Source organism: Clostridium beijerinckii, from assembly GCF_008705175.1.
GTDB classification, from domain to species: Bacteria; Bacillota; Clostridia; order Clostridiales; family Clostridiaceae; genus Clostridium; species Clostridium beijerinckii.
Genome location: NZ_CP043998.1, coordinates 2,047,807 through 2,070,924, shown reverse-complemented (window position 1 = coordinate 2,070,924; position 23,118 = coordinate 2,047,807). Strand labels below are relative to the sequence as shown.

The window sequence follows — 23,118 nt, the reverse complement described above, 5'->3', positions numbered from 1 at the left end:
CAACCTTCTCTATCTTAAATCTATCAGTAAATTATACCATATAAATGTATATCTTTACATCTCGAATTCCACATTATTAAAATATAAAGAGAGACTACTTTTATATTTTCGCAATCTCTCTTAATCTAATATATATTTATATAATTCACTTATTTTTCAAGCATAAAAGTATTATCTTCGTATAACTTCTACTTTATATCCATCTGGATCAGTCACAAAATAATATCCTGGTTTTTCTCCTGGTAATCCTTTCAAAGGCGTAACTTCGTATCCTAGTTCTATATGTTTGTCTCTCATTTCTTCTAAGTTTTCAACACCTATTGCAGTATGGCTGAATCCATTTCCTAAATCGTATTTTTCAACACCATAATTATAGGTAAGTTCAATTTCATATCCCCCCATCTCATTTGACAAATAAACAAGGGTGAATTTATGTTCTGGGAAATCTTTTCTTCTAGTCTCTATAAGACCTAGTGCATCTCTATAAAACTTTAAAGATTCCTCTAAATTTTTAACTCTAATACAAGTATGCAACATTTTTACTGACATTTCAGTTCCTCCTTAATTTAAATAATTTTATAATTCATTTGCATCAATAGTATATATTTCTCTATACAACATTACTTTGCATTTATATACACTAATTTCTTATATTAATATACCACATAAAATGCAAATAATAAAATAGTTTCCTATTCCTAAAATAAAGTAAAAATTACCTTTAACTATTTTCATAATTAGAAAAATATAGCATAATGTCAAATTATAGTTTATAATATTATGATGTATTTATTAAACACTAATTGAAGTTACAAATTTATAATAATTATCAAGGAGGCAATATTTCATGAAATTACTAAAATATATGCTTATTTTTATTCCAATAAGCTTTATAGCAGAATTTGTTATGCATGTATCTCCATCAATAATGTTTATACTTGCAGCATTATCTATAGTACCACTAGCAGGACTTATGGGTGAAGCAACTGAAGAAATTTCATTCTACTCAGGCCCTAAGATTGGCGGTTTTTTAAATGGCACTTTCGGAAATGCAACAGAACTAATAATATCATTTTTTGCTCTTAAAGAAGGCCTTTTTGATGTTGTAAAATCTTCTATAGCTGGGTCTGTAATCGGCAATATATTGTTAGTACTTGGTGCTAGCATGCTTGCTGGGGGGCTAAAACATAAAACTCAGACTTTTAACAAAAAAGTAGTTGAAGTTTCTTCAAGTATGTTACTATTTGCTGTTGTTGGCTTGTGTGTACCTGCTTTATTTACCCATACTGTGGACCCAACTCTTTTGAATACTAGATATGAAGGGTTAAGTATAATAGTTGCAATAGTAATGCTTTCTATTTACATTTTAAGTCTTATTTTTTCATTCTTCACTCACAAAGATATTTATACAGTTTCTAATCAAGAAGAAGGTAGTGCTAAATGGACATTAAAAAAAGCAATATCTGTATTAGTTATTGCTACAGTTCTAGTAGCTATAGAAAGTGAATTCTTGGTAAGTGGAATAGAATCTATAACTTCAAGCTTAGGACTTAGTGAATTTTTCGTTGGTATTATTTTAATCCCTATTATAGGAAATGCCGCTGAACATAGTACTTCTGTTGTAATGGCAATGAAGAATAAAATGGACGTTGCTTTGGAAATAGCTATTGGCTCAAGCTTGCAAATTATATTATTTGTAGCACCAGTATTAATATTCTTAAGTTTATTATTCACTCCTATGAGTATTGTTTTCAATGAATTTGAACTGATTGGCCTTATTGTTGCTGTATTAATAGCTAATAGAGTTTCCAACGATGGAGAATCAAATTGGTTGGAAGGAGTTCAACTCCTTGCTGTCTATTTAATAGTTGCCGCATCATTCTTTATTTTGTAAAATTCAAAAAATAATCTAATTCCATTTTAATGCAATACCTCATAATTTCTTATTTATAAAATTATGAGGTATTATTTTTATAACCACTTATTTTTCTTGAACCATACACCACATAACACAACTACGCTGACACTTATTGAAATCACAAAGGGATATCCATAACTCCAACCATATTCCGGCATATTAAAATTCATTCCATACCACCCTACTATAAGAGTAAGTGGCAAAAATATAGTCGTGACCACCGTGAATAACCTCATTAATTGATTTTGATTTATGTCAACTTGAGCTTGATATGCTTCCCTTACTTGAGTAACATAATCTCTAAGATTATTCACATTCTGATATAGTCTATTAATACGATTAGTGAACATTCTAAAGTATCTTATTATTTTTTTATCAATTAATCCATTATCATTTTCTTCTATAGATTCTGCAATATTTAATAATCTTTCATAATACCTCTTCAATTTTAATAATTTTTTTCTCAACATAATAATCTTCTTTAAGTAATTATCATTCTTTGAAGTCATTAAGCCTTCTTCAAGTGCTGCAATTTCATATTCAAGTTCTTCAATATGATAAGTGTCCTCAAATGTAAGTTTATCAAAAAATGCATATAAAAGCTTGCTAAGATTCAATCCTTTAATCTCACCCGTTTTACTCTTAGAAATCACCTCTTCTAGAATATCATTTCCATCACTTATAAATACAAGTACGTTTTTCTGAAGAAACATACTTACTTTTTTTGATTGTTTTAATACATTATTAATTATAGGAATCTTTAAAGATATGTAATCTAGACCTTCATAACTTTCAAATTTAGATGTTCTTCCATTCATACAATCATATAATAATTTTTCGTTTATATTGAGGATGTCCGAAACTGATTTAAGTTCATCAAATTTGATGACAACAACAAATAATTTATTATTATTTGTTGTAATACTTTCCATTTTATCACTTTGTAATATATCATTCTCTAAAACATAGACCATTTTTAATCTCCTAAGTATAAATTTATTATATTTTAACATATTATCATAATCATTTCATCATATCCTTAAACTTCATAATGATTCGTTAATTAAAATTCGTTTATCGTTATGATACTTAAATTTTAACATCATAAATATTCTCCTTATTTAATTCCAAATCACTAATCTAAAGCTACTTGTAATTTTTGAATTATTATTTTAAATTTTGTTATATGGTTAGTTTACTATATAAAATTTATATTTCTGCACATAATATAATTAATTTAGAAGGGAGGCTTTTTAATGCGAAAAAGTACAAAAATAGCAATAATTGTGGTAATAATCTTGATAGTCGTAGGTATTCCTATAAGTAGTTATAATAATCTAGTTTCTTTAGAACAGACTGCCAATTCTGCATCTTCAAATATTGACACTCAATTGCAAAGAAGATCGGATTTAATTCCTAATTTAGTTAATACAGTTAAAGGTTATGCTACACAAGAAAAATCCATATTTACTGATATCGCTAATGCAAGAAGCAGATTATCTGGTGCAACAAATATACAGGATCAAGCTGATGCTGATAATCAACTTTCCAGTTCCCTTTCAAGACTATTGGCTATAGTTGAAAATTATCCAGAATTAAAATCTAATCAGAATTTCAGAGATCTATCAGTCCAGTTAGAAGGAACAGAAAATAGAATTGCAATAGCGCGGCAGGATTATAATACTGCTGTAACAAATTATAATACTAAAAGAAGAAGTTTTCCAAGTAATATAGTATCTTCATTATTTGGTTTCCAAGAGAAACCACTCTATAAAGCTAGCGAAGGCTCAAAAGAGGTTCCTTCAGTAGATTTTACAAAATGATAGAAAAATTAATACATAAATCTTTAAATTCATTATTAAGCTTTCTTCTTTTAGTTGTTTCTTCAATTTTCCTCATTTCAGCAAGTGCTGAAATTAAAGTTCCTTCTCCTACATCTTACAAATATTTAAATGATTATGTACATATAGCTAGCGAGACTGAGGTGAATGGCATACTCTCTATAGGAAAGGAATTAGAAGACAAAACTGGCGCACAAGCTGTTGTAGTTATTATAAACTCAACTAATAATATACCTATTGAAGACTATGCTAATACTCTTTTTAGATCATGGGGCATCGGAGAAAAAGGTAAAGATAACGGCTTATTGGTTCTTTTGGCGTTAAATGATAGGGCATGGAGAGTTGAAGTTGGCCGTGGACTTGAAGGTGCTATTCCAGACGTTTTAAGTAGCAGAATCATGGAATCAGTTGCTAAGCCTAGTTTTATAGAAGGAAAATATGGTGAAGGTCTACTTAATTCTTATAGTACTTTTTGCGATTATATAGCAAAAGAGTATAATATCACTCTGGATAAATCATTAAATATCTCGGAAAAAAATACAAATACTATTAAATCTAATACCGGAACTAAGGTGTTTGGAAGTATAATTCTAGGTCTGCTATTTCTAGATATTATCTTTAATAAAGGTAGAATTTCTTTTTCACTACTTCAGATTATTTTCTGGAGTAGCATCTTTAGAGGCCGTGGTCCCAGAGGTGGATCATCAGGAGGAGGTTTTGGTGGCTTCGGTGGTGGCTCTTCTGGTGGTGGTGGCTCTAGTGGAAACTGGTAGAACCACCCAAACCATAAAATAAAGGTATTCTTCTAAACGATATTTTATAGTTTTCTTAATATCAGTAGTAATATTTTCCCGAGATGTTTATCTATCATGATTAGGGTTATTACTAACCTTATTTATCGCAGTTGTAACTTGTACTATTATATCAGTTTCAACTTGTTGTTTAGTACTTTCTATTTTGGCCATTATCTTTCCTAAAGGTGTTGCCACATAGTATGGTTTTAAATTGTTAAGAGAAAGTGTGAAGATGTCCCTTTTACATTTATCGCATTTACATCCATCTGTTTTGGCTAACAAGATTTCCATATACTCCTTAACCCATATTTCCATATAATTAATAACATTCTCCATTATGTTTTCTCCTTAATATTAAAGTCTTAAGCATTATCTAATCTTTACCACTGACAATGAGATTGTACCACAATTTTCTAACAGAACAATTATATCACTAATCTTAGAATATTTTAACCCTTATAAAATCATTTATCTGTATTTAAAATAATAAAAGATGAGCTCTACTAAACTCATCTTTTATTGCTTTATGCTTGTTAGTTTACTCACTATGTAAAAATATTTTATACAGCATTTATTCCTTTTTAAGGATTTTAATTTGATTTATATAATTAAGTATGTCTAGGTAACAATCACCCTTTTTCTGTATGCTATATACTAGGTTTTGTAATTGCTGATTTTCAGTTCTTGATTTCTCAACTAAATTAGTTAAATTTACTGATATCTCCTTTATTCCATGTAAATTATTCTTTTGAGAGTCCTGAACTCCTTGTACATGTTTATATACTTCTGATTCAGCATCTATTATTTTATCTAGTATAGACGAAGACCCTTCTATAATGTTAGTTGTTTTATTTATAACTTCAGTTCCTTCGTTAGATTTACTAGATAATTCCTCCATTGATTTTGTCAAATCATCTAAAGAATTCATAATATCTTTAGCATTTTTCTGGGTATCAACAGAAAGTTTTTTTATTTCATTAGCTACAACGGTAAACCCTTTTCCAGCTTCACCAACTCTAGCTGCCTCAATAGCTGCATTCAATGATAATAAATTTGTTTGCTGGGCAATTCCATTTATAATATTAGCAAAGCCTTGAATACTGTTATACTGATTTTGTATCTCTGAAATTAAATTGATAAATTCATCAAAAACCTTAGAAACTGTGCCGACCTGATTTATTAATTCATTAAAATCATTTCTTGCATTATCTATTTCTTTTTGAGAATTATCAAGACTAAGAAAAACATCCTGTACAAGATTTTCTGTCTTATCACTATTGTTAGATAAAACCTGTAAATATTCATTAACATTTTCTGTTTGCTTAGTCGTATATTCAGTACCTTTAAGAAGTTTATCCAGCCCGTACGTCATATTTCCTTCTTCATTAATAACTGTTTTTATATTATTTTCTATTATAGATGTTAACTCCATAACTTCATTCACATATAGGAAGCATTCTTCTTTCTCATTACTGTTAACTTCATTTTGATTTTGTATAGTGCTTATTTCCTTGCTTTTAAATTTAAACATATTAATATCCCCCTTTATTCAACTGCTAATATTACCATAGTTTGATTTACGTGTTTTTTATAAAATTGCTCTCCATAGCTTACAAATCCAGCAGTATTAGGGCAGAATGAAAGTAGTTCTTTATCTATTGCTTTCCAAATATTATCTTCTTGAAACTTCAAACTTCTTAATATACAGTTTATTGACAACATAAAGCTAGGTTTAAATCCAATCTTCTCAACTGTATTTCTTACTTGGCTTATTGGATCAACTGGTTTTAGAACCTCAACAAAGGTATTCGACATAACCTGGCAATAAAATGTGATTGATTTGTCTGGGTTTACTTTCATAGGAGAAGATATAAAAATTTCATCTTCATACATTTTTCCTAAAGGATTATTCATAAAATAATTAGAAAGATCACTTTCTTTTACATTTAAAACTCTTGCATATTCAATGCTAGCTGGAACTTTATTGAATGTCTTTATCGTTCTGCTTATAGGGTCGGCTTCAGTTACTAATAGTCTTTGTCCCATTGGTATATATATATTTTCTTTTATTATAGTAGTTCTTCTTTTTGTATTAAAGAAAATCATTACACTATGAACACGCTTTTTACCTATAAATATGAATGTTTCTTTAAACTTAAGATTATCTCCAGCACTTCCACCTATGACTTTAAAATTATCATCTACAAAATAGAGGGTACCTATAATACTTTCTTCCATTCCAGTTAGGCCATCGCATAATAAAAGTGAAAAAGCATTCTTGTTAGTTTTAATTTTTTCATAAGCACCTTTTAAATTATTCACACTTTTTATTGGTGGATAAAGTATCTCTACAACTTCACCATCACAAATATCATATTGAAATCCAGAAATAACTCCATCTTCATAACCATTTCTTCCATACTCTCCAGACGTAGAACAAAGTATAACATTTGAAGATACTAATGTTGATAATTCTGTAACATTTTCTACATTTGAAAATATAACAAATCCTATATTAGAATTATTATTTATAAAATTTGACGCTTCTTGTACGTTTGAAAACATTAACTCTCTCATAATCTTATCCCCACCCTTAATTTTTTCTTAAATGTAAAAATTTTCTCAATTTTCACTATAATTATATCCAATTTTTCTACAAAATACAATCACACAATTATTCTCTCATTAATTAAATTTATTGTATAGATTTAACTAAATAAAAACTTAAATATTTATATATACAAATTAAAAAAACTTAAAATAAAAGATATAAATTCAAAATGAGCAGCGCTTAATTTGAATTTATATCTTTTGATCATTAACATATTCTATATTAATAAATTTTATCTCCATCGTTTCATAACTAATTTAATTAGTTCCTGTTTCTCATTTGATTTAGGATCTTCAATTACAATATCCAACAAATGATTTAAGATTTCACCAATTTCTTTTCCTTTATTAAATCCTAAAGACAATAAATCTCCACCATTGATTTTCAAATTTTTTAAAGTAAAACATTCATCTTTATCAATTATTTTATTAAGAATATTTTCGGCCTCATCTAAATTTATTAAATGTTTTTTAGAGTTTTTGGACTCCTGAGCAAGTATATCCGCTCGCTTAATCTTAATTAGATCTTTAAAAAGATCTATACCTATTTCTCTTAATAGTTTTTTTATAGATACTTTATTATCCATCCTATAGTCATGATACTGTATAAGAAGTGTAACTTTATTAATTGTATTATTATCATATTTCAAATATTTTAATATTTCATTGGCTATTCTTGAGGATTCCTTTGAATAAGAACTGCAATGCAAATTGTCATTTTCATCAGTTCTTATTGTGCAAGCCTTTCCAAAATCATGAAATAGCATACTCAATTTCAAATATATCTGGGATTCTACAGTTTCAGTTGCTATAATTGCATGATTATATAAATCATGTGAATGGCAAGAATTGTTTTTATTAAAATTATAGATTTTGCTCATTCCTGGAACTATGTATTCTAAAATTCCACATTCCCTCAACATTTCTATTTTTCTTGGATTATTAAGTAATATCTTATTAAATTCTTCTCTTATTCTCTCTTTTGATATATTTCTTATATTATCTTTAAGTTCTTTTATTGAATTTAGTGTTAACCTATCAATAGTAAAATCTAGTTGGGCAGAAAACCTAATTGCCCTAAGCATTCTTAATGCATCCTCGCCAAATCTTTTTCTAGGTTCACCTACAGTTCTTATTACCTTTTCATCCAAATCCTCTATCCCATTAAAATAATCTACTAATCCACTTATATTATTATATGCCATTGAATTAATGGTAAAATCTCTTCTCGCCAAATCTTCCTTTAAAGAACTCACAAACTTAACCTCTTTGGGATGTCTATTATCTTCATATTCACCATCTGATCTATAAGTTGTAATTTCATAACTCTCTTTATTTAACATTACTGTAACTGTTCCATGCTTTAATCCAGTTAATATAACTTTATCAAATAACTCCACTACTTCTAGTGGCTTAGCATTAGTTGTTATATCCCAGTCTTTAGGTTCTTTTCCTAGAATACAATCTCTAACACATCCTCCAACCATATAAGCCTCATATCCATTTTCTAATAACCTATCAATGATTAATGCAACATTTTTAGGCATCTCTATATTTTTATTCAATATTTCACCTCTAAACTTATCATTCTTATCAAAATAAATTTATCTTTATCTAATAAAAACAAGCTGCCCTCATAATCATCTGAGAACAGCTCTATTTACTAGAATTTTAATCATCTGCAACATTTCTATTATTATAAGAATAAACATTATACGTCTGCCATATTTGTTCTAAATTACCAAAAATATCAGATATGTTTTCCTTCTCTCGCATTCCTACTGCAATAATTAGTGCATTTATTACCGACATAGGTGCAACTAAAGAATCTACAAATGATGCCATATTACTTTGTGCAATTAATGTGTGATCAGCTTTAGACGCAAGAGGTGATAGTAAACTATCCGTGAGAGCAACCACTTTGGCTCCTCTATCTTGTGAAAATTCTAATGCATCAATAGTTTTAGCAGCATATCGAGGAAAACCAATTCCTATAACTAAATCTCCATCTCCTACATTTATCATTTGTTCAAATACATCTGAAATTCCATAACTTACAATTTTAACATTTTGCAGTATTATATTTAGATAAAACCCTAAAAACTCCGCAAGAGCAGTAGAACTTCTAAGACCAATTATGTATATTCTATTTGCCTCAAAAATCCCCTTTACTACGTCTTCAAACGTGTTTTGATTAATTTTTTCAAGAGTTGCACGTATATTTTCCATATCAGCTTTTAGTACACCTTTTAATGCATCTCCATCAGAAAAATAATCATTTCTAAGCTCTAATCTCTGTACAGTTGTTAGCTTATTCTTTATAAGTTCTTGTAATGCTTTTTGCAATTTAGGATATCCTGAAAAGCCAAGCTCAATCGCAAATCTTACAACTGTTGATTCAGAAACTCCAACAGATATTCCTAGTTTGGCTGCCGTCATAAATGCTGCTTTATCATAATTTTTTAATATGTACTCAGCTATTAATTTCTGACCTTTACTTAGCCTTATAAATTTTCCCTGAATTAATCTCATTAAATCTTTACTGTTTTCATTATTTACTTCATCCATCTTTTGCCTTCCTGTTACAACATTGAATAATATTATCTTAATTCTATCATCTTATTTCTAAATATTCAACAAATAACTTGTTTTTCACAGAGCATATTAAAATTTTGCAATATTTTATCAAGCTACTTTCATTACGTATTATATTTTAAAATCAATATCTTACTTTAATTTATTAATGATGTACAATCAAATTTCCTTTATCTGTCATTATGATTAGTTATTTTCTATAAACTATTAATATAATCTAGTTCTTCTTTGTTTAACTTTCTATATTCCCCTCTTTTTAAATATCCTAGTTTTATTTCCCCTATAGATATTCTTTTTAAAGATAATACATCATGGTGTATAGCAGCACACATTTTTCTTATTTGTCTGTTCTTTCCCTCATGAATACCAATCTCAATAGTCGAAACGCCTTTATCATAACTAATAACTTTAAGCTCAGCTGGAGCAGTAATATACCCTCCAATATCTATACCTATTTCAAACTTCATCTTATCTTTATCAGTTATCTCTCCCTTAACTACCGCCACATACCTTTTTATTATTTCTACCCTTGGATGGATTATTTTATTGTAAATTTCCCCATCATTTGTTAATAACAATAATCCTGAGCTATCATAATCTAATCTGCCAATTGGATATATTCTCTCATTCACCTTAACTATATCCAAAATAGTATCTCTGCCTTTTTCGTCTTTAACCGAGCTAATATATCCCTCAGGCTTATTGAGCATTATATAAACTTTATCTTCTTTCTTTTTTATTTCCTTTCCATCATATTCTATCATATCTTTTAATGGATCTACTTTTATTCCTACTTCATTAACTATAACCCCATTTACTTTAACTTTTCCTGAAATTATTAATTCCTCACATTTTCTTCTTGAAGCTACTCCACAATTTGCGAGATATTTCTGCAATCTTTCTTCCATAATTTAAATCACTCCATTTAGCATATAAATACATTTATACTTTTACATTTTAGATTATATCTTTTTCACTTATATAATACAACTTTCTAATTATTTTTATTTGAATAGTAAAGTAATAGAAACGCTGTCACCAGCGTTTCTATTATCTAATTATAAGGCTACTTTTAAATTGTACTCCTTATGATTAATCAAATTACCAGAGAAATCCTCCGCAACCTGCTCCGCCACCAAGGAATAAAATTAATAAAATCCAAAGCCAGCTTCCGCAGCCACCAAAGCCGCCTCCGCAACCCAAGCCGCCTCCAAAGCCGCCGCCGTAGCCTCCAAATCCACCACCGTATCCACCGTATCCTCCGCAGCCGCCGCCGCATCCGCAAACGTTACAGCAACTAGGTTTACAAGAGCAACAAGAATTACATTTACAGCAGCAACAATCATTAGAATGTTTAGACATGTTGATCATCTCCTATTCTTTTGTTAATATATTCTATTCGATACATATATTTTTTGTTCTTTATGATTTAAATAAAATATGAGAACCATCTACAAGTATCATTACTTCATATGGTTCTCACTAATTTAAAATCTATAAATATTTTGTTTATAAAAACTTTTTTTATAACCTAAACTATATTTTTTAATATTCTTTTTATTATTTTATAGGCTATAAATCCAATTAAAAGCATGCATATTATATCTAATCCAAGACCCTTGATTAAGTCTGATCCTATTAATACCATAGAATTTCCATTCTTTCGCTGCAAACTATGAATAAAACTTTCAGTTAAAAACAATGATGCAAATGATCCAGCTGCTGTTGATACTAATATCACTAAAATCTTTTCGTTATTTTGTGATGAAAATATCTTATTAGCGTTCTCTAGTCTATACTTATTTTGAACTACACTGTAAACAATAATCATAATTATAATAACAAATAAAATAATTACCGTCTCACTCCATAAATTTCTGATTATTATATCTTTAACGCTAATTCTATCAAATACAATCTCAAAAAAGCCTCTTCCTAATTTATTTTTATAATCTACACCTCTTATTTTATCTAACAAACTATAATCCTTATTAACTCCAAAATATTCAAATATAGAAATAAATTTAGCTATTATTATGGAAATAGATATAGGTATTATTGAAATCATGCTAATAAATCCTATTACTGAATTAGAAAACATTAAATCTATTATTAACATAAACATTATACCAATAATTCCAAGTAAAATTATTTTTGAAGTTTCTATAATAACTATATTCCAATATCCTTCAACAACGGATATAAATTCAACATTACCGAAATATGATACTGTTGCAATATAAACATAAGTCATTACAAAAAGTATTAATGTAATTAAAAGACATATAAATTCATTATATCTAATCTGCTTTTTTGTATATGGTCCACTACATAAGAACATTTCAGTATTTCTCTTATTAATTCCCTTTGCTATAAAATATATAGCCACAAATATAATTGCTAGAATGAAATATTCATTCCAAGAATTTGTATAGTAGTAGTTATCAAAATTGTTTGCAAGTTGATTTCTAACATTACTTAAATTGCTCTTTATAATTTCATATGCTACAGCTCCCCATACTAATAATCCTATAGAGATGGCTGCCTTAGCAGAATTGAACCATGCATATAGCAATCCTTTATTTAAATATTTTTTCATCATTATCCTCCTTATCAACTTTATAGATAAAGATATCTTCTAAGCTTAAATCTATTTCTTCAATAAATAACGGTTTGAATTTTTCTAAGCTTTTTATAAATTCCCCGTCATATTCATCAGTTATTATGGTAAAGACTCTGCCAACTCTACTAATTTTAAATATTCCCTTAAGTTTTAAATCTTCTTCGTAAACAGGCTCATCAAAAGCCACTTGTATCTTTTTTATCTTATTCTTCATATTTTCCACAGAATTTTCATATGTAACTACGCCTTTGTCTAAAATAGCCACATCATCACAAATTCTCTCAAGTTCATTTAAATGATGAGAACTTATTATTATAGTTATACCATTTTCAAAAACTTCATCTGCAAATATCTTTAATAATTTATTCTTTAGTATTGCATCTAGTCCTGATGTTGGCTCATCCAATATTAAATATTCAGCATGAATAGAAAAAGCTAGCATTATGGAAAGTCTCATTTTCATCCCTTTGGACAATTGGAATATATACTTATTAGTTTGAATTTTAAAAATTTTATTTAATTCATTAAATTTCTTTTCATCAAAATTTTTATATGAATATTTATAATACTTCAGTATTTCGCTAACTTTAAAATTTGTTTGCATGATATTCTCATCCGCTACATAGCCAATTTTATTTTTAACGTCTATATTATCATAAACATCTTGTCCATCATAAAATACATTTCCTGATGTCCCTTTATAAATTCCTGTTAAGCATCTTAAAAGTGTAGTTTTTCCCACACCATTTGGTCCTATAATTCCAAATATTTTATTTTTATCTATTCTAATATCTATATTTTTCAAAATTTGTTTTCCATCAATCTCAAAGGATAGATTATTTACTTCTATCATTATCATCCACCCCTAACTCGGAAAATATTTGAAGTGCCAACCTTATAAATTCTTCCTTACTAACGCCCCCATAACTTGCCTCAAGTATAATTTTTTTTAATTCATTTGAAATGTGCTCCATTTTTTTATGATCCCCCTTACCTTCATAATTAGATGTTATAAAAGTTCCTTTTCCCCTTAAAGTTTCAATTATACCTTCTCTTTCAAGTTCACCATAGGCTTTGCTTATTGTATTGGGGTTTATCATAAGTATTGATGCCAACTCTCTAACTGATGGTAATTTCTCTCCCATCTTTAAAGCTCCTTTTAGAATAAGTTCCTTTATCCCAAGTTCTATTTGTTCATAGATAGGAGTACTACTCCTAGGATCGATTCTAAGCATTGTCATTACCTTCTACATAAGAATGATACATAATATAATCAATTACTAAACCTTCCCCCTCATCTACGAGGACTAAGTTAACTTTTAGCTTTTGTGATCTATCATCTTTTTCTTTTAGAGAGCTGTAATTATATGCATCAACAATTAAGCTTACTGGTTCTTCTCTTGTTATCGGACGTCTTTTAGAAAAATTATTTCGGAATCCATCATATTCACTTAGCATCTCACTTTTATCCTTTTCATTAAGATCACATACTTTTTCTATGTTTACCTTCGAAAAATTAAACTCGAAATTAGTTAACCTTTTTCGTTCTGAAAAACATTCCTTAAATTCATTTGTTTCAGTTAACTTTCCGGTATCATCAATTGCTTTTAACGGTTTATCATTTAGTTGATCTAGAACCTCATTCACAGTTTCGAAATGCTTCTGTTTCTGATACATTTTATTATTATCCATCCCAAGAAAAGCAGTAACTATAATGACAATTCCAAACATAATAATTATCGTTGATTTTTTCATAAACTTCCCTCCTAATTGTATTAAGTGTACTAGCTTATATAGTACACTTGAATTATAAAACTCATTTCTTGCTTTTTCAATTAATAATTGTTTAACATTTCTTAATTTTTCCTTAATATACATAATGTAACCGAAAATATTAATAATAAAAATAACTAGAGATTTTAACCCCTAGTTATTTTTACTATGTACAAACAATTTTCTAAATATCTTTTTTCTTCTCTCCATTAGCATAGATTAATAATGCTGCTACAGCAAAAACTACAGGTCCCGCAATCATAGCAAATGTCGATTTGTAATCCCCATGGATTGCCGGCTCGATAATTGTAAAGAAATTTGCGAATCCAACCACTGCCGTAACTATAACTCCTATAAATATAGCAAATGATTTACTTTTCAATATTATAAAAGGCTTCTCTATATTATCTTTTTTTCTAAATGATATATACGCACTTGATAAAAATAAATATGGTATAGTCATTGCGACATTAGTCATTAATACTAACATTGTGAAAAATAATTTTGCACTGCTTCCTCCCATAGAAACAAATAGCACCATAACTGCTACTATAATAGTTTGAATAAACATTGCATTTATTGGCATCTCGTTTTCATCAATAACAGCCATCTTTCCTGGCCAAAGTTTTGCTGGCGTTCCTTCTATTAACTGTTTAAGTGGAGAATATGATAGTGTAAAAAACGCTCCTGTTAATGCTAAAAACATTGATAATCCAACAAACCTAGCTACCCAATTTCCAACTTGTATAGATAACGAATTACTTAACCCCATTGAACTGCCCAAAGTATATCCTAAATTATTCATAACAACATATGCAACGTTTGCCATATTGATGTTTTCACCTGAAAGAGTGCCTGCCCAGTTTGTAAATATTCCAATCAAGAAAATTCCAAGAGAATAACCAACAGAAATTATAGCTGCTGCCATTAAAATTCCCTTAGGAAATGTCTTCTCTGGATTTTCAGTTTGATCAACAAGTCCACTCACAGCTTCGATACCACCATATGCAAATAAAGCAAAGACTAGGAATGATAAAACTGAACTAACATTCTGATAAGCTGGATTTGGTGAATTAACAAAAGACATTATAGATGTAATTTCCTCTCTAAATTGTCCCTTATTTAATATAGATATTATAATTGCCCCTATTATCAAAACTATATTTAGAAGTGCTACCGCTATTCCTCCAACTGATGTAATCTTAGTTATTTTGCTTATTCCTCTTTTTGATATAAGATATGTTGCAGATACCCATATAACACCAAGTACCCCTAAAACCTGAGTTGAATTCAATCCAAGTATTCCCCAATTTGATGTAGTATCTATTCCAAATATTGTATTTGATAATGGAATCCAAATAGTAGAACATATATTTATCATCCATACTACATAAGAAGAATACCACATGAAAACTCCTACAAAGGCAAACTTAGGGCCCACAGACTTCTCCATCCATGAGTATATACCACCTTTTTCATCTTTAAATGCAGATCCATATTCTGCCATCATGAATGCAAATGGTATAAAATATGTTATCCCTCCTAATATAAACCAAGGAATTGCACCATAACCCATAAGATAAAAAGATCTTGGCATATTAGCAAATCCGAAAACTGATGTAAAGATCATCAGAATTAATGTAATTAATGTTAATTTCTTTTGTTTATTATTTTCTGCCATTTTTGTTACTCCTTAATTTTAAATACTTAACATATTCAAATAGAATGAATAGTATTTTTATTTATTATTTGCAATTTTGATGTACTTTTATGCTATATTTAAATATTTAAATACATTATAAATTCTTAAAGAATAGAAAAACTAATTAACCACACTCTATTTATACTAGAGTGTGGTTAATAGCTATGACGACTCATATTTGTTTATGCAATAATATATGCAAATAAAAATATCTTAATTTATCGTTAATTTCTATCTGGTACATTAGATGGATCGTCAATTAGAGTAGTAAAAAAATAATCGTGATCATGCCCATCATTGAATGATGTTTGCCCTTGCACTATATGAATATGCTTATTTCGTGAAATATAAATCGCTGGACCAGTTGTAATGCAAACTCTATGATTATGATCATTAAATGTGTCTGTGACTTCTTCGATTCTATGAACATGAGACAGTCCAACCCTTATTGCTGGGCCAGTGGTACCAGCAATGCGATGATTGTGTTCTTCACAATTCTCATCTTCTTCATAATTTGTGCTTGATAGAAATTCATGATTATGATCCCTATACCTATAATAATTATCACCAAGTTGGTTTCCTCTATAATGACGACCATAAGCAATATCGCAATTATTATTGTTGCTCATATCTAATTCCTCCTCAGTTTTTATATACTATATGTTATGTACGATCATATGATTGGTGTTAAAAAGCCTAACTTATTTCATCTATCTTTCTAATTAACTAAAGTTTATTTAATGTCAACTTATAGAATAAAATTTTCCTAACTTATTTAAACTAACGTGTACATTATGTTTATTTGTAAAAATAAAAGACATGATTTTAAATACCATGTCTTTTAAATCTTTATAACTTCCTCTTAACTGTAATAATTATTATAATAATTTTTGGCTAAAAACATTATCTAAATTTACTTTTTGGATTCTTTTTGTAATTTCATCTACATCTATTGTATACAGGCCTAATTCTTTCATCCTATTAAAATATACTGAACCTGCGAAAGTATATCTATCTTTTCTTCCTTCTCTAGTACTCGCCTTTTCATTTGCGTAAGTTATCATATCTCCGATTGCTATAGATGAAGGAAGTATCAAAAGCGGCATTCCCATAGCCAATCTTACCGCATTGTGTCCAGCTAAAGCACCAGTACACATTGCTTCTGTATGACCAACAAATAATCCACTTTTCTCACCTGCACAGAACAAATTATCTACGCCAATTACCTTTAAGTCATTAGTTCTTGGTGCAACTGATAAATACCTAATTGAGTTTCCTTTACTTCCTGCGTATGGATCAACATATTTAGCATTTTCTAATCCTTTTATTTTCCTTAGTTTGTATAACGGATAGTAAGTTGTCATTAGCTTTGCATGTCCCGTATCCAAGAGTATGATATTCTCAGCAAATTCTTTGAGCGCATATTGTTGGCATACTTTTGTACTTAATTTATCATAATTTATATCTTCCTTAGGAACTTTTAAAATTACAACACCTTTAGAATCTAACTCATTTCTTATTTCATCTGACAAACTTTCTTTAGCCAATTTACAAGAACCAGAGAACGCCCCTAAGATATCATCTCCTCTTTCTCCTTGAATATCGGAAACTCCACATCTTTCACTAATACTAATTCTAGGCCCAAACGCAGGACATCTTAAAACACACATTGAGCAGCCATTTCCATAACGCAAGCAATTTCCCATAGGCCCGGTAGTTCCTGTTGTCTCTATAAATACGTCACCTTCTATATAAGTTCCATCGCTAAGATAAGCACCTTTTATTTTTTGTCCATCAAAATTTATGTCATTAACTCTGCTCTCCATCATTAGATTTATATCTAATGATTTCAAATATTTGCTAACAACTCCCTCTATTAAATTAACATTATACAGTGTAGCATGTTTATGTCCTGGAAAATCTATATTTTTATGAGTTGAAATTTCATCTGTGATCTTAATCAGATCACCTCCGCCAAGAGCTATTAATTCTTCTGCAGCAGTATATCTACCATTATTACGCATTATTCCACCTACATTACCAAGTCCAAGTAACAAATCTGTCTTTTCGATTATAGTAACATCTGCTCCAGCTTTTTTACTCGAAATTGCTGCCGCGCATCCAGACCAACCTCCGCCAACAATAATAACCTTCATACAAATCTTCTCCCTTCAAAAATACTTCTCGGGTCAGCCTGTTCTTTGCAGAATCTTTTTACTCTGTGACCTGAAAATCTTGATGTACATGCTCCACAAATTCCTTCACCGCAGCACATCTTAAAATTATTACAACATGAAAGTGAGACATCATTTCTATTAATGTCGCTTAGATAGTTAATAACGCCATAAGTCAAAATATCAGCTCCTGCTACATGAATAAAATTAGTTCCACCTTTAATTGAATCCTTAATCAGCACTTTTGCATGATCTGAGAGCTTGCCCTTATCCAGTAGTGAACACTCTGATACCTCTATTTTATATTCAGACAAAATTTCTTCAGAAAAATTTTCTTCAAATGGATCTTTATCTATTATTATTTGTATATCATTATTTTGTGAAATTAACTTTCTTACTACAGGTATCATAGGAGCTAATCCAATACCTCTTGCAAGTACTAATGCTTTATTATTCTTTTGGTCCAATATATTTTTAATTCCAAAAACACCATTCCAGTAAGGTCCACGTATTACTATGTTCCCGCCTGTTTTAATATCTAATAATTTAGCAGTTTTAACCCCTCTAATTTCAACAGCAACCATGATAATGTCACTTTCTATATCTGAATTCATTATAGATATCGGAACATCGAAATAAGTATTTCCATCAGTTCTTATAAATATATAACTTCCAGGCTTCACCAAATCTATAACTAATTTATGAGGAGCTTTAAATTTAATTATCACTAATTCATCATTATAATTTAGTACCTCTGTCACATTACATTCAAAAGTTTTACGCCCTTCTTTTGCTTTATTTCCATTATTATGGAGTTCTTGATATATACAAACCCCCTTCCAATTCAAACAATCACAAAAAACTTCTCCTTGGCATTGGGAACATGTCAAACACTGCCCATACTCTGCAAGTTTACATGGACAATACTCCGTTCCCGCATCTATACAATCAATAGCTTCTTTTACCATTTTTTCTCCTTTAGATAAAATTGCTTCTAATATAAATTATTTTAAAATATCTAATTTGACACAAATATAATTGTTTAAAATTATTTATTTTCCAATATTCTAATCTATACCTTATACTCTAAGAATTTATTTTTGATTTTCTAAATATTTTATTTAATAAAAAAAGTAGATAGTAATAAAAAACTATCTACTATTGCTTACTAAACCAATTCTTTAACTGTATGATTCCCAAATGCTACTTTCTCTAATACATAATTATATATTTTTTCTGTCACATTCCATCTATCTGGACAATTTAAAACTACAATTATCACATCTTTGCCATTATTATTAATTGATGAAACTAAACACTTACCAGCTTGGCCTGTATATCCTGTTTTAACACCATTAGCTCCTGGAATTCTCCACAATATTTTATTTATGTTATTATAATCTCTTGTAAAATTATACTTTTCTTTTGAGATTTGTTTACTTCCTACTACTTCTCTAAATAGATCATAATCCATGCCCTTAGCAGTAAGTATCGCTAAATCATATGCTGAAGAATAGTGTTTACTACTATCCAATCCATGAGGAGACTCAAAATGTGAATCTAATATTCCTATGCCCCTAGCATAATGATTCATTATTTCCGCAAATCCTTCTATTGATCCCCCTAATTCCTCGGCAATAGCTATTGCTGCATCATTTCCCGACTTAAACATTAATCCAAAAACTAACTCCCTCAAAGTAATTTCTTCATTTTCTTTATATCCAACTGTAGACCCTCTTATACTAGCTGCTTTTTTACTTATTACTACTTTTTTATCTAGATTACCTTGTTCAATAGCTATTAAAGAAGTAAGTATCTTTGTTGTACTTGCCATTGGAACTATTTCATAAGCATTTTGTTCAAATAAAACTGCATGACTTTCCTTATCCAATGCAATCGCAGATCTAGCATTTACCCTTAAATTATTACCTTTACCTTTGGCATTTGCATCTATACATATTATTTGAGTACATATAAGAATTAGTGCTATCAATGAAGTGCATTTACTAGTACCTTTTCGCATAATTAATCACCTTCTAAACTTACTATTTGGTTCTAGTTTACCTTTAAAATTAATTTTTAAACCTAATTTTGATAATTTTCTAGGTTTATTTTTTTATTATTAGTCAATAATTATGGAGTAGATGTAGTTTGGAGGAATTTTATGAAATTATTTTATGTCTTTTTAGTGGTCTTATTAATATTTTTTATTCCTATTCCCATTAAATTTAGTATTTACTATTCTACCGTAGATTATTATATAAAATTATATGGATTTAATCTTATCTCTAAAAATAAGAAAAGAATAACACGTATAAAAAAACTCAAAAATTCACCTTTAATTAAAAGTAAGCATAAATTTTTTTCAAAAATTAATAGTAAAATAAATTTCAAGCATCTGATTTCTACTTTAAATAATTTAAAATATAAGCCACTGTTAAAAATAAATTTATCTATGGAATACTCACTAAACGATGCTGCGAGAACTGCAATTTTCTATGGAGTCATATATAATACAACATCATTAACTTACATTCTCCTTAATTACCTTTTTAATATAAAGAAATTTAATTTTAAAATAACTCCTGTATTTGATGATAATTTTTTACTAAAAATTGAAACTTCAAGTATAATTTTCTTATCACTTGCAAACATTATATATATAATAATTAATTTATTAAAAAATAACGATAAACAAGGGAGGTGACCCCTTAATAAAGGGGATTTATTATGTCAAGTGAACAACATGTAGAAAACTTAATGAAAAGTACCATGGAAAATCTTAAGGATATGATTGATGTAAACACAGTAATAGGGAAAGCCATAGAAACAAAAGATGGAGCTTATATCGTTCCTGTTTCAAGATTAAGCTTTGGATTTGCTTCTGGTGGAAGTGAATGTCTAAATTTAAAGCAAAATATCACAAGCACAACATTTCCTTTTGGAGGCGGCTCCGGAGCAGGGGTTTCTGTTAAACCTGTAGCATTCCTAGTTGTTAAACAAGATGGTGTTAGAATGCTACCTGTAGATCAAGATACTACATATGATAGAATTGTGGATACAGTTCCTCAAATCTTAGATATTGCAAAAAGTTTAGTAAAAGATATATGTGGAAAGAATAAAAAATCTGCTACTGTCAATACTACTACTGTTGATAATAATTCCGAAGAATGTTATTGCAGTGATAGCGATAATATTTAAATTGCTCCTAATTTTTAATTCAAGAGAGAAATAGTTATTTAATAATACACTATTTCTCTCTTAAATTTAATAAAATAAATATAAAATATCTAAAAATAGATTTTATTGTTTTTCAAAATTTCAAGTATTAATATATTTATAAATTCCGATGATATATCCTTAAATTTTATTCCTGTTCATGATCTTCCTGAACATCTTCTTGCCCAAATAAATCTAGAGTAGGAAGTTCTTTTAAATCTTTCAATTCAAATTGTCTTAAAAATTCATCTGTTGTTCCATATAAGATTGGTCTACCAGGCACTTCTAGTCTGCCAACCTCTTTTATAAGATCTTTTTCTAAAAGCCTTTGGAGAGCACTCTCTGATTTAACTCCTCTAATTTCATCAATATCAATTCTTGTTATAGGCTGCTTATAAGCAATTATGGCTAAACTCTCTATAGATGCTTGTGATAAAGATTGTCTTTTGTTTTTCTTCAAAAGCTTCTGTATATAATCAGAGTTTTCAGCTTTCGTAACTAACTGGTAATTTCCTTTAATACATATTATTTTTATTCCTCTATTATCATTTTCATATTCTTCCATCATTTCATGTATGATAATTTCAATAAGTTTATTTTTTTCTTCAAGATGGTTAACCAAATCCTGCAAACTTAATGGTTCACCACTAGCAAATAGTAAAGATTCTATTGCTGATTTTAAAGAATTTTTTTTCTTGTCATCTATAAATGGAATTTGAATCCCTTTATCATTACTCATCATCTGTTCTCCTTTCAATCAATATATTGCTAAAATTTTCGCTTTGATATACTTTGATCATCCTCTGTTTAATCATCTCTAGCAATGCCAAAAATGTCACAACACACTCTAATTTGCATTCACAATTTTCGATAATCTTGTGAAAGCTGCTTACCTTCTCTGTTTTTAACTTGTCCATAATATATTCTAACTTATCTTCTATTTTATATTTATCCATATATATTTTTTTCTGAATTATGTTATTTCTATTTTGCTTATTATTATATATCTCAAGTAAATTATTATATATATTAAACAATTCTATAAGACTTATATTTTTTAATAAATCTTTTTTATCAGTATCATCTCTTTTTTCTTCTATTACCTCTGGTTTCTTTCCATATATCTCGCCAGCACTAGTATATCTGTCTTTTAAAAATACTGAAACCCCTTTTATTTTCTTATAAAGAATAAGTTTTTCTAAAAGCTTTTTCTCATCATCTTCTTCATCATCTTCTTGTTTTTTAAGCTTCGGCAACAAATTCTTAGATTTAATTTCTATTAAGGTAGCCGCTACTACAATAAACTCAGAAGTTATTTCTAAATCCATCTTTTTCATTTCATTAATATAATTCAGATACTGATTAGTTATTTCATATATTTTTACATTATATATACTCATTTGATTCTTTCTTATTAAATGCAATAGAAGATCAAACGGGCCTTCAAAATCATTAATTTTAATCTTTGGAAGTTCCATATATATCTTTTTTACCTCCATTATGAATTATACTTAAATTATAACTTTAAATCTAAATAATAAGTACTATAATATATAATAACAAGTTATAACATCTAAAACAAGAATCATTAATATATATATATGTTGCAATTCACAATTCACAATTACGGCTAAAATTCTTGCAATATTTTTAGAATTATAATGAAGAATTATTTTTGCAATATATATATTTTGAATAACAAATTTACATTTGAAATTTTCTTAAGTTAAATGTTTCACTTAAGAACAATATATAAGAGCTAATTAAAAATATGTATATTATAAAAATATAAAACAAGCATAGCTAAATAAATTTAATTAAATTTATTGTTTAGCTATGCTTGAATTATTTCTTATTTATAGTTTTACA

Annotated in this window: 25 protein-coding genes; 5 read left to right on the top strand and 20 right to left on the bottom strand. The window is 28.6% G+C overall.

Annotated elements, in window-relative coordinates; genetic code table 11:
* Positions 1-171: 171 nt before the first annotated feature.
* The gene (gene gloA / locus F3K33_RS09415) at positions 172-549 is read right to left on the bottom strand and encodes a lactoylglutathione lyase (protein ID WP_039771861.1); all 378 of its coding nucleotides are present in this window, start codon (positions 547-549) and stop codon (positions 172-174) included.
* A gap of 298 nt (positions 550-847) precedes the next feature.
* On the opposite strand from gloA, the gene cax reads away from it, so the two are divergent.
* Positions 848-1,894: a calcium/proton exchanger gene (gene cax, locus F3K33_RS09410; RefSeq protein ID WP_023975045.1), complete on the top strand. Its 1,047-nt coding sequence runs from the start codon at positions 848-850 to the stop codon at positions 1,892-1,894.
* 77 nt (positions 1,895-1,971) lie between these two features.
* Here cax and F3K33_RS09405 read toward each other — a convergent pair whose 3' ends face one another.
* Positions 1,972-2,892, bottom strand: coding sequence for a magnesium transporter CorA family protein (locus tag F3K33_RS09405; protein ID WP_023975046.1), 921 nt, complete (start codon positions 2,890-2,892; stop codon positions 1,972-1,974).
* 282 nt (positions 2,893-3,174) lie between these two features.
* On the opposite strand from F3K33_RS09405, the gene F3K33_RS09400 reads away from it, so the two are divergent.
* Together F3K33_RS09400 and F3K33_RS09395 are read left to right on the top strand one after the other, a co-directional pair.
* Positions 3,175-3,741 carry a LemA family protein gene (locus F3K33_RS09400; protein ID WP_039771858.1) on the top strand — a complete coding sequence of 189 codons (567 nt, stop codon included), beginning with the start codon at positions 3,175-3,177 and terminating at the stop codon, positions 3,739-3,741.
* Positions 3,738-4,532, top strand: a complete 795-nt coding sequence (locus F3K33_RS09395) for a TPM domain-containing protein (protein WP_023975047.1) — start codon at positions 3,738-3,740, stop codon at positions 4,530-4,532. Before F3K33_RS09400 ends, F3K33_RS09395 begins: the two co-directional genes overlap by 4 nt.
* Positions 4,533-4,619: 87 nt before the next feature.
* Here F3K33_RS09395 and F3K33_RS09390 read toward each other — a convergent pair whose 3' ends face one another.
* The 16 genes from F3K33_RS09390 to F3K33_RS09315 all read right to left on the bottom strand — a co-directional run bounded on the left by F3K33_RS09390 (position 4,620) and on the right by F3K33_RS09315 (position 20,053).
* Positions 4,620-4,889, bottom strand: a complete 270-nt coding sequence (locus F3K33_RS09390; RefSeq protein ID WP_012058126.1) for a late competence development ComFB family protein — start codon at positions 4,887-4,889, stop codon at positions 4,620-4,622.
* 235 nt (positions 4,890-5,124) lie between these two features.
* Complete coding sequence (locus F3K33_RS09385) at positions 5,125-6,084, bottom strand: methyl-accepting chemotaxis protein (protein WP_023975048.1); 960 nt, start codon at positions 6,082-6,084, stop codon at positions 5,125-5,127.
* A gap of 14 nt (positions 6,085-6,098) precedes the next feature.
* Positions 6,099-7,130, bottom strand: coding sequence for an FIST signal transduction protein (locus F3K33_RS09380; protein WP_023975049.1), 1,032 nt, complete (start codon positions 7,128-7,130; stop codon positions 6,099-6,101).
* 266 nt (positions 7,131-7,396) lie between these two features.
* Positions 7,397-8,728 (bottom strand): CCA tRNA nucleotidyltransferase, encoded by a 1,332-nt coding sequence (locus F3K33_RS09375; protein WP_039771856.1) that lies wholly within the window; start codon positions 8,726-8,728, stop codon positions 7,397-7,399.
* A 106-nt stretch (positions 8,729-8,834) separates the two neighbouring features.
* Positions 8,835-9,731 carry a MurR/RpiR family transcriptional regulator gene (locus F3K33_RS09370; protein WP_012058122.1) on the bottom strand — a complete coding sequence of 299 codons (897 nt, stop codon included), beginning with the start codon at positions 9,729-9,731 and terminating at the stop codon, positions 8,835-8,837.
* 224 nt (positions 9,732-9,955) lie between these two features.
* Entirely contained in the window at positions 9,956-10,666 is a 711-nt protein-coding gene (locus F3K33_RS09365; protein WP_012058121.1) for a pseudouridine synthase, read from the bottom strand.
* Positions 10,667-10,859: 193 nt separating this feature from the next.
* Positions 10,860-11,120: a ground-like protein gene (locus F3K33_RS09360; RefSeq protein WP_077723653.1), complete on the bottom strand. Its 261-nt coding sequence runs from the start codon at positions 11,118-11,120 to the stop codon at positions 10,860-10,862.
* 169 nt (positions 11,121-11,289) lie between these two features.
* Positions 11,290-12,357, bottom strand: a complete 1,068-nt coding sequence (locus tag F3K33_RS09355) for a hypothetical protein (protein WP_039771852.1) — start codon at positions 12,355-12,357, stop codon at positions 11,290-11,292.
* Positions 12,338-13,234 carry an ABC transporter ATP-binding protein gene (locus F3K33_RS09350; protein ID WP_039771850.1) on the bottom strand — a complete coding sequence of 299 codons (897 nt, stop codon included), beginning with the start codon at positions 13,232-13,234 and terminating at the stop codon, positions 12,338-12,340. Before F3K33_RS09350 ends, F3K33_RS09355 begins: the two co-directional genes overlap by 20 nt.
* Entirely contained in the window at positions 13,218-13,616 is a 399-nt protein-coding gene (locus F3K33_RS09345; RefSeq protein ID WP_011969208.1) for a GntR family transcriptional regulator, read from the bottom strand. The genes F3K33_RS09350 and F3K33_RS09345 overlap by 17 nt, the downstream gene beginning before the upstream one ends.
* On the bottom strand, positions 13,609-14,136 hold the full coding sequence (locus F3K33_RS09340) for a hypothetical protein (RefSeq protein ID WP_039771849.1): 528 nt from the start codon (positions 14,134-14,136) through the stop codon (positions 13,609-13,611). Before F3K33_RS09340 ends, F3K33_RS09345 begins: the two co-directional genes overlap by 8 nt.
* A 202-nt stretch (positions 14,137-14,338) precedes the next feature.
* Complete coding sequence (gene yjeM / locus F3K33_RS09335) at positions 14,339-15,835, bottom strand: glutamate/gamma-aminobutyrate family transporter YjeM (RefSeq protein ID WP_039771847.1); 1,497 nt, start codon at positions 15,833-15,835, stop codon at positions 14,339-14,341.
* A gap of 245 nt (positions 15,836-16,080) precedes the next feature.
* Positions 16,081-16,485, bottom strand: a complete 405-nt coding sequence (locus F3K33_RS09330) for a YmaF family protein (protein ID WP_011969205.1) — start codon at positions 16,483-16,485, stop codon at positions 16,081-16,083.
* Positions 16,486-16,734: 249 nt separating this feature from the next.
* Positions 16,735-18,012: an FAD-dependent oxidoreductase gene (locus tag F3K33_RS09325; protein WP_017209624.1), complete on the bottom strand. Its 1,278-nt coding sequence runs from the start codon at positions 18,010-18,012 to the stop codon at positions 16,735-16,737.
* Positions 18,009-18,998, bottom strand: coding sequence for a sulfide/dihydroorotate dehydrogenase-like FAD/NAD-binding protein (locus F3K33_RS09320; RefSeq protein WP_039771844.1), 990 nt, complete (start codon positions 18,996-18,998; stop codon positions 18,009-18,011). Before F3K33_RS09320 ends, F3K33_RS09325 begins: the two co-directional genes overlap by 4 nt.
* Before the next feature lie 200 nt (positions 18,999-19,198).
* Entirely contained in the window at positions 19,199-20,053 is an 855-nt protein-coding gene (locus tag F3K33_RS09315) for a D-alanyl-D-alanine carboxypeptidase family protein (protein WP_017209626.1), read from the bottom strand.
* A gap of 141 nt (positions 20,054-20,194) precedes the next feature.
* Here F3K33_RS09315 and F3K33_RS09310 point away from each other — a divergent pair, with 141 nt between their 5' ends.
* Together F3K33_RS09310 and ytfJ are read left to right on the top strand one after the other, a co-directional pair.
* A complete protein-coding gene (locus F3K33_RS09310) occupies positions 20,195-20,737 on the top strand; it encodes a DUF2953 domain-containing protein (protein ID WP_023975058.1) in 543 nt (180 codons plus the stop codon).
* A gap of 23 nt (positions 20,738-20,760) precedes the next feature.
* Positions 20,761-21,231, top strand: coding sequence for a GerW family sporulation protein (gene ytfJ / locus F3K33_RS09305; RefSeq protein WP_011969200.1), 471 nt, complete (start codon positions 20,761-20,763; stop codon positions 21,229-21,231).
* A 166-nt stretch (positions 21,232-21,397) separates the two neighbouring features.
* Here ytfJ and scpB read toward each other — a convergent pair whose 3' ends face one another.
* The gene (scpB, locus tag F3K33_RS09300) at positions 21,398-21,988 is read right to left on the bottom strand and encodes an SMC-Scp complex subunit ScpB (protein ID WP_039771842.1); all 591 of its coding nucleotides are present in this window, start codon (positions 21,986-21,988) and stop codon (positions 21,398-21,400) included.
* Positions 21,981-22,727: a segregation/condensation protein A gene (locus F3K33_RS09295; RefSeq protein ID WP_039771839.1), complete on the bottom strand. Its 747-nt coding sequence runs from the start codon at positions 22,725-22,727 to the stop codon at positions 21,981-21,983. Before F3K33_RS09295 ends, scpB begins: the two co-directional genes overlap by 8 nt.
* Positions 22,728-23,118 lie beyond the last annotated feature (391 nt).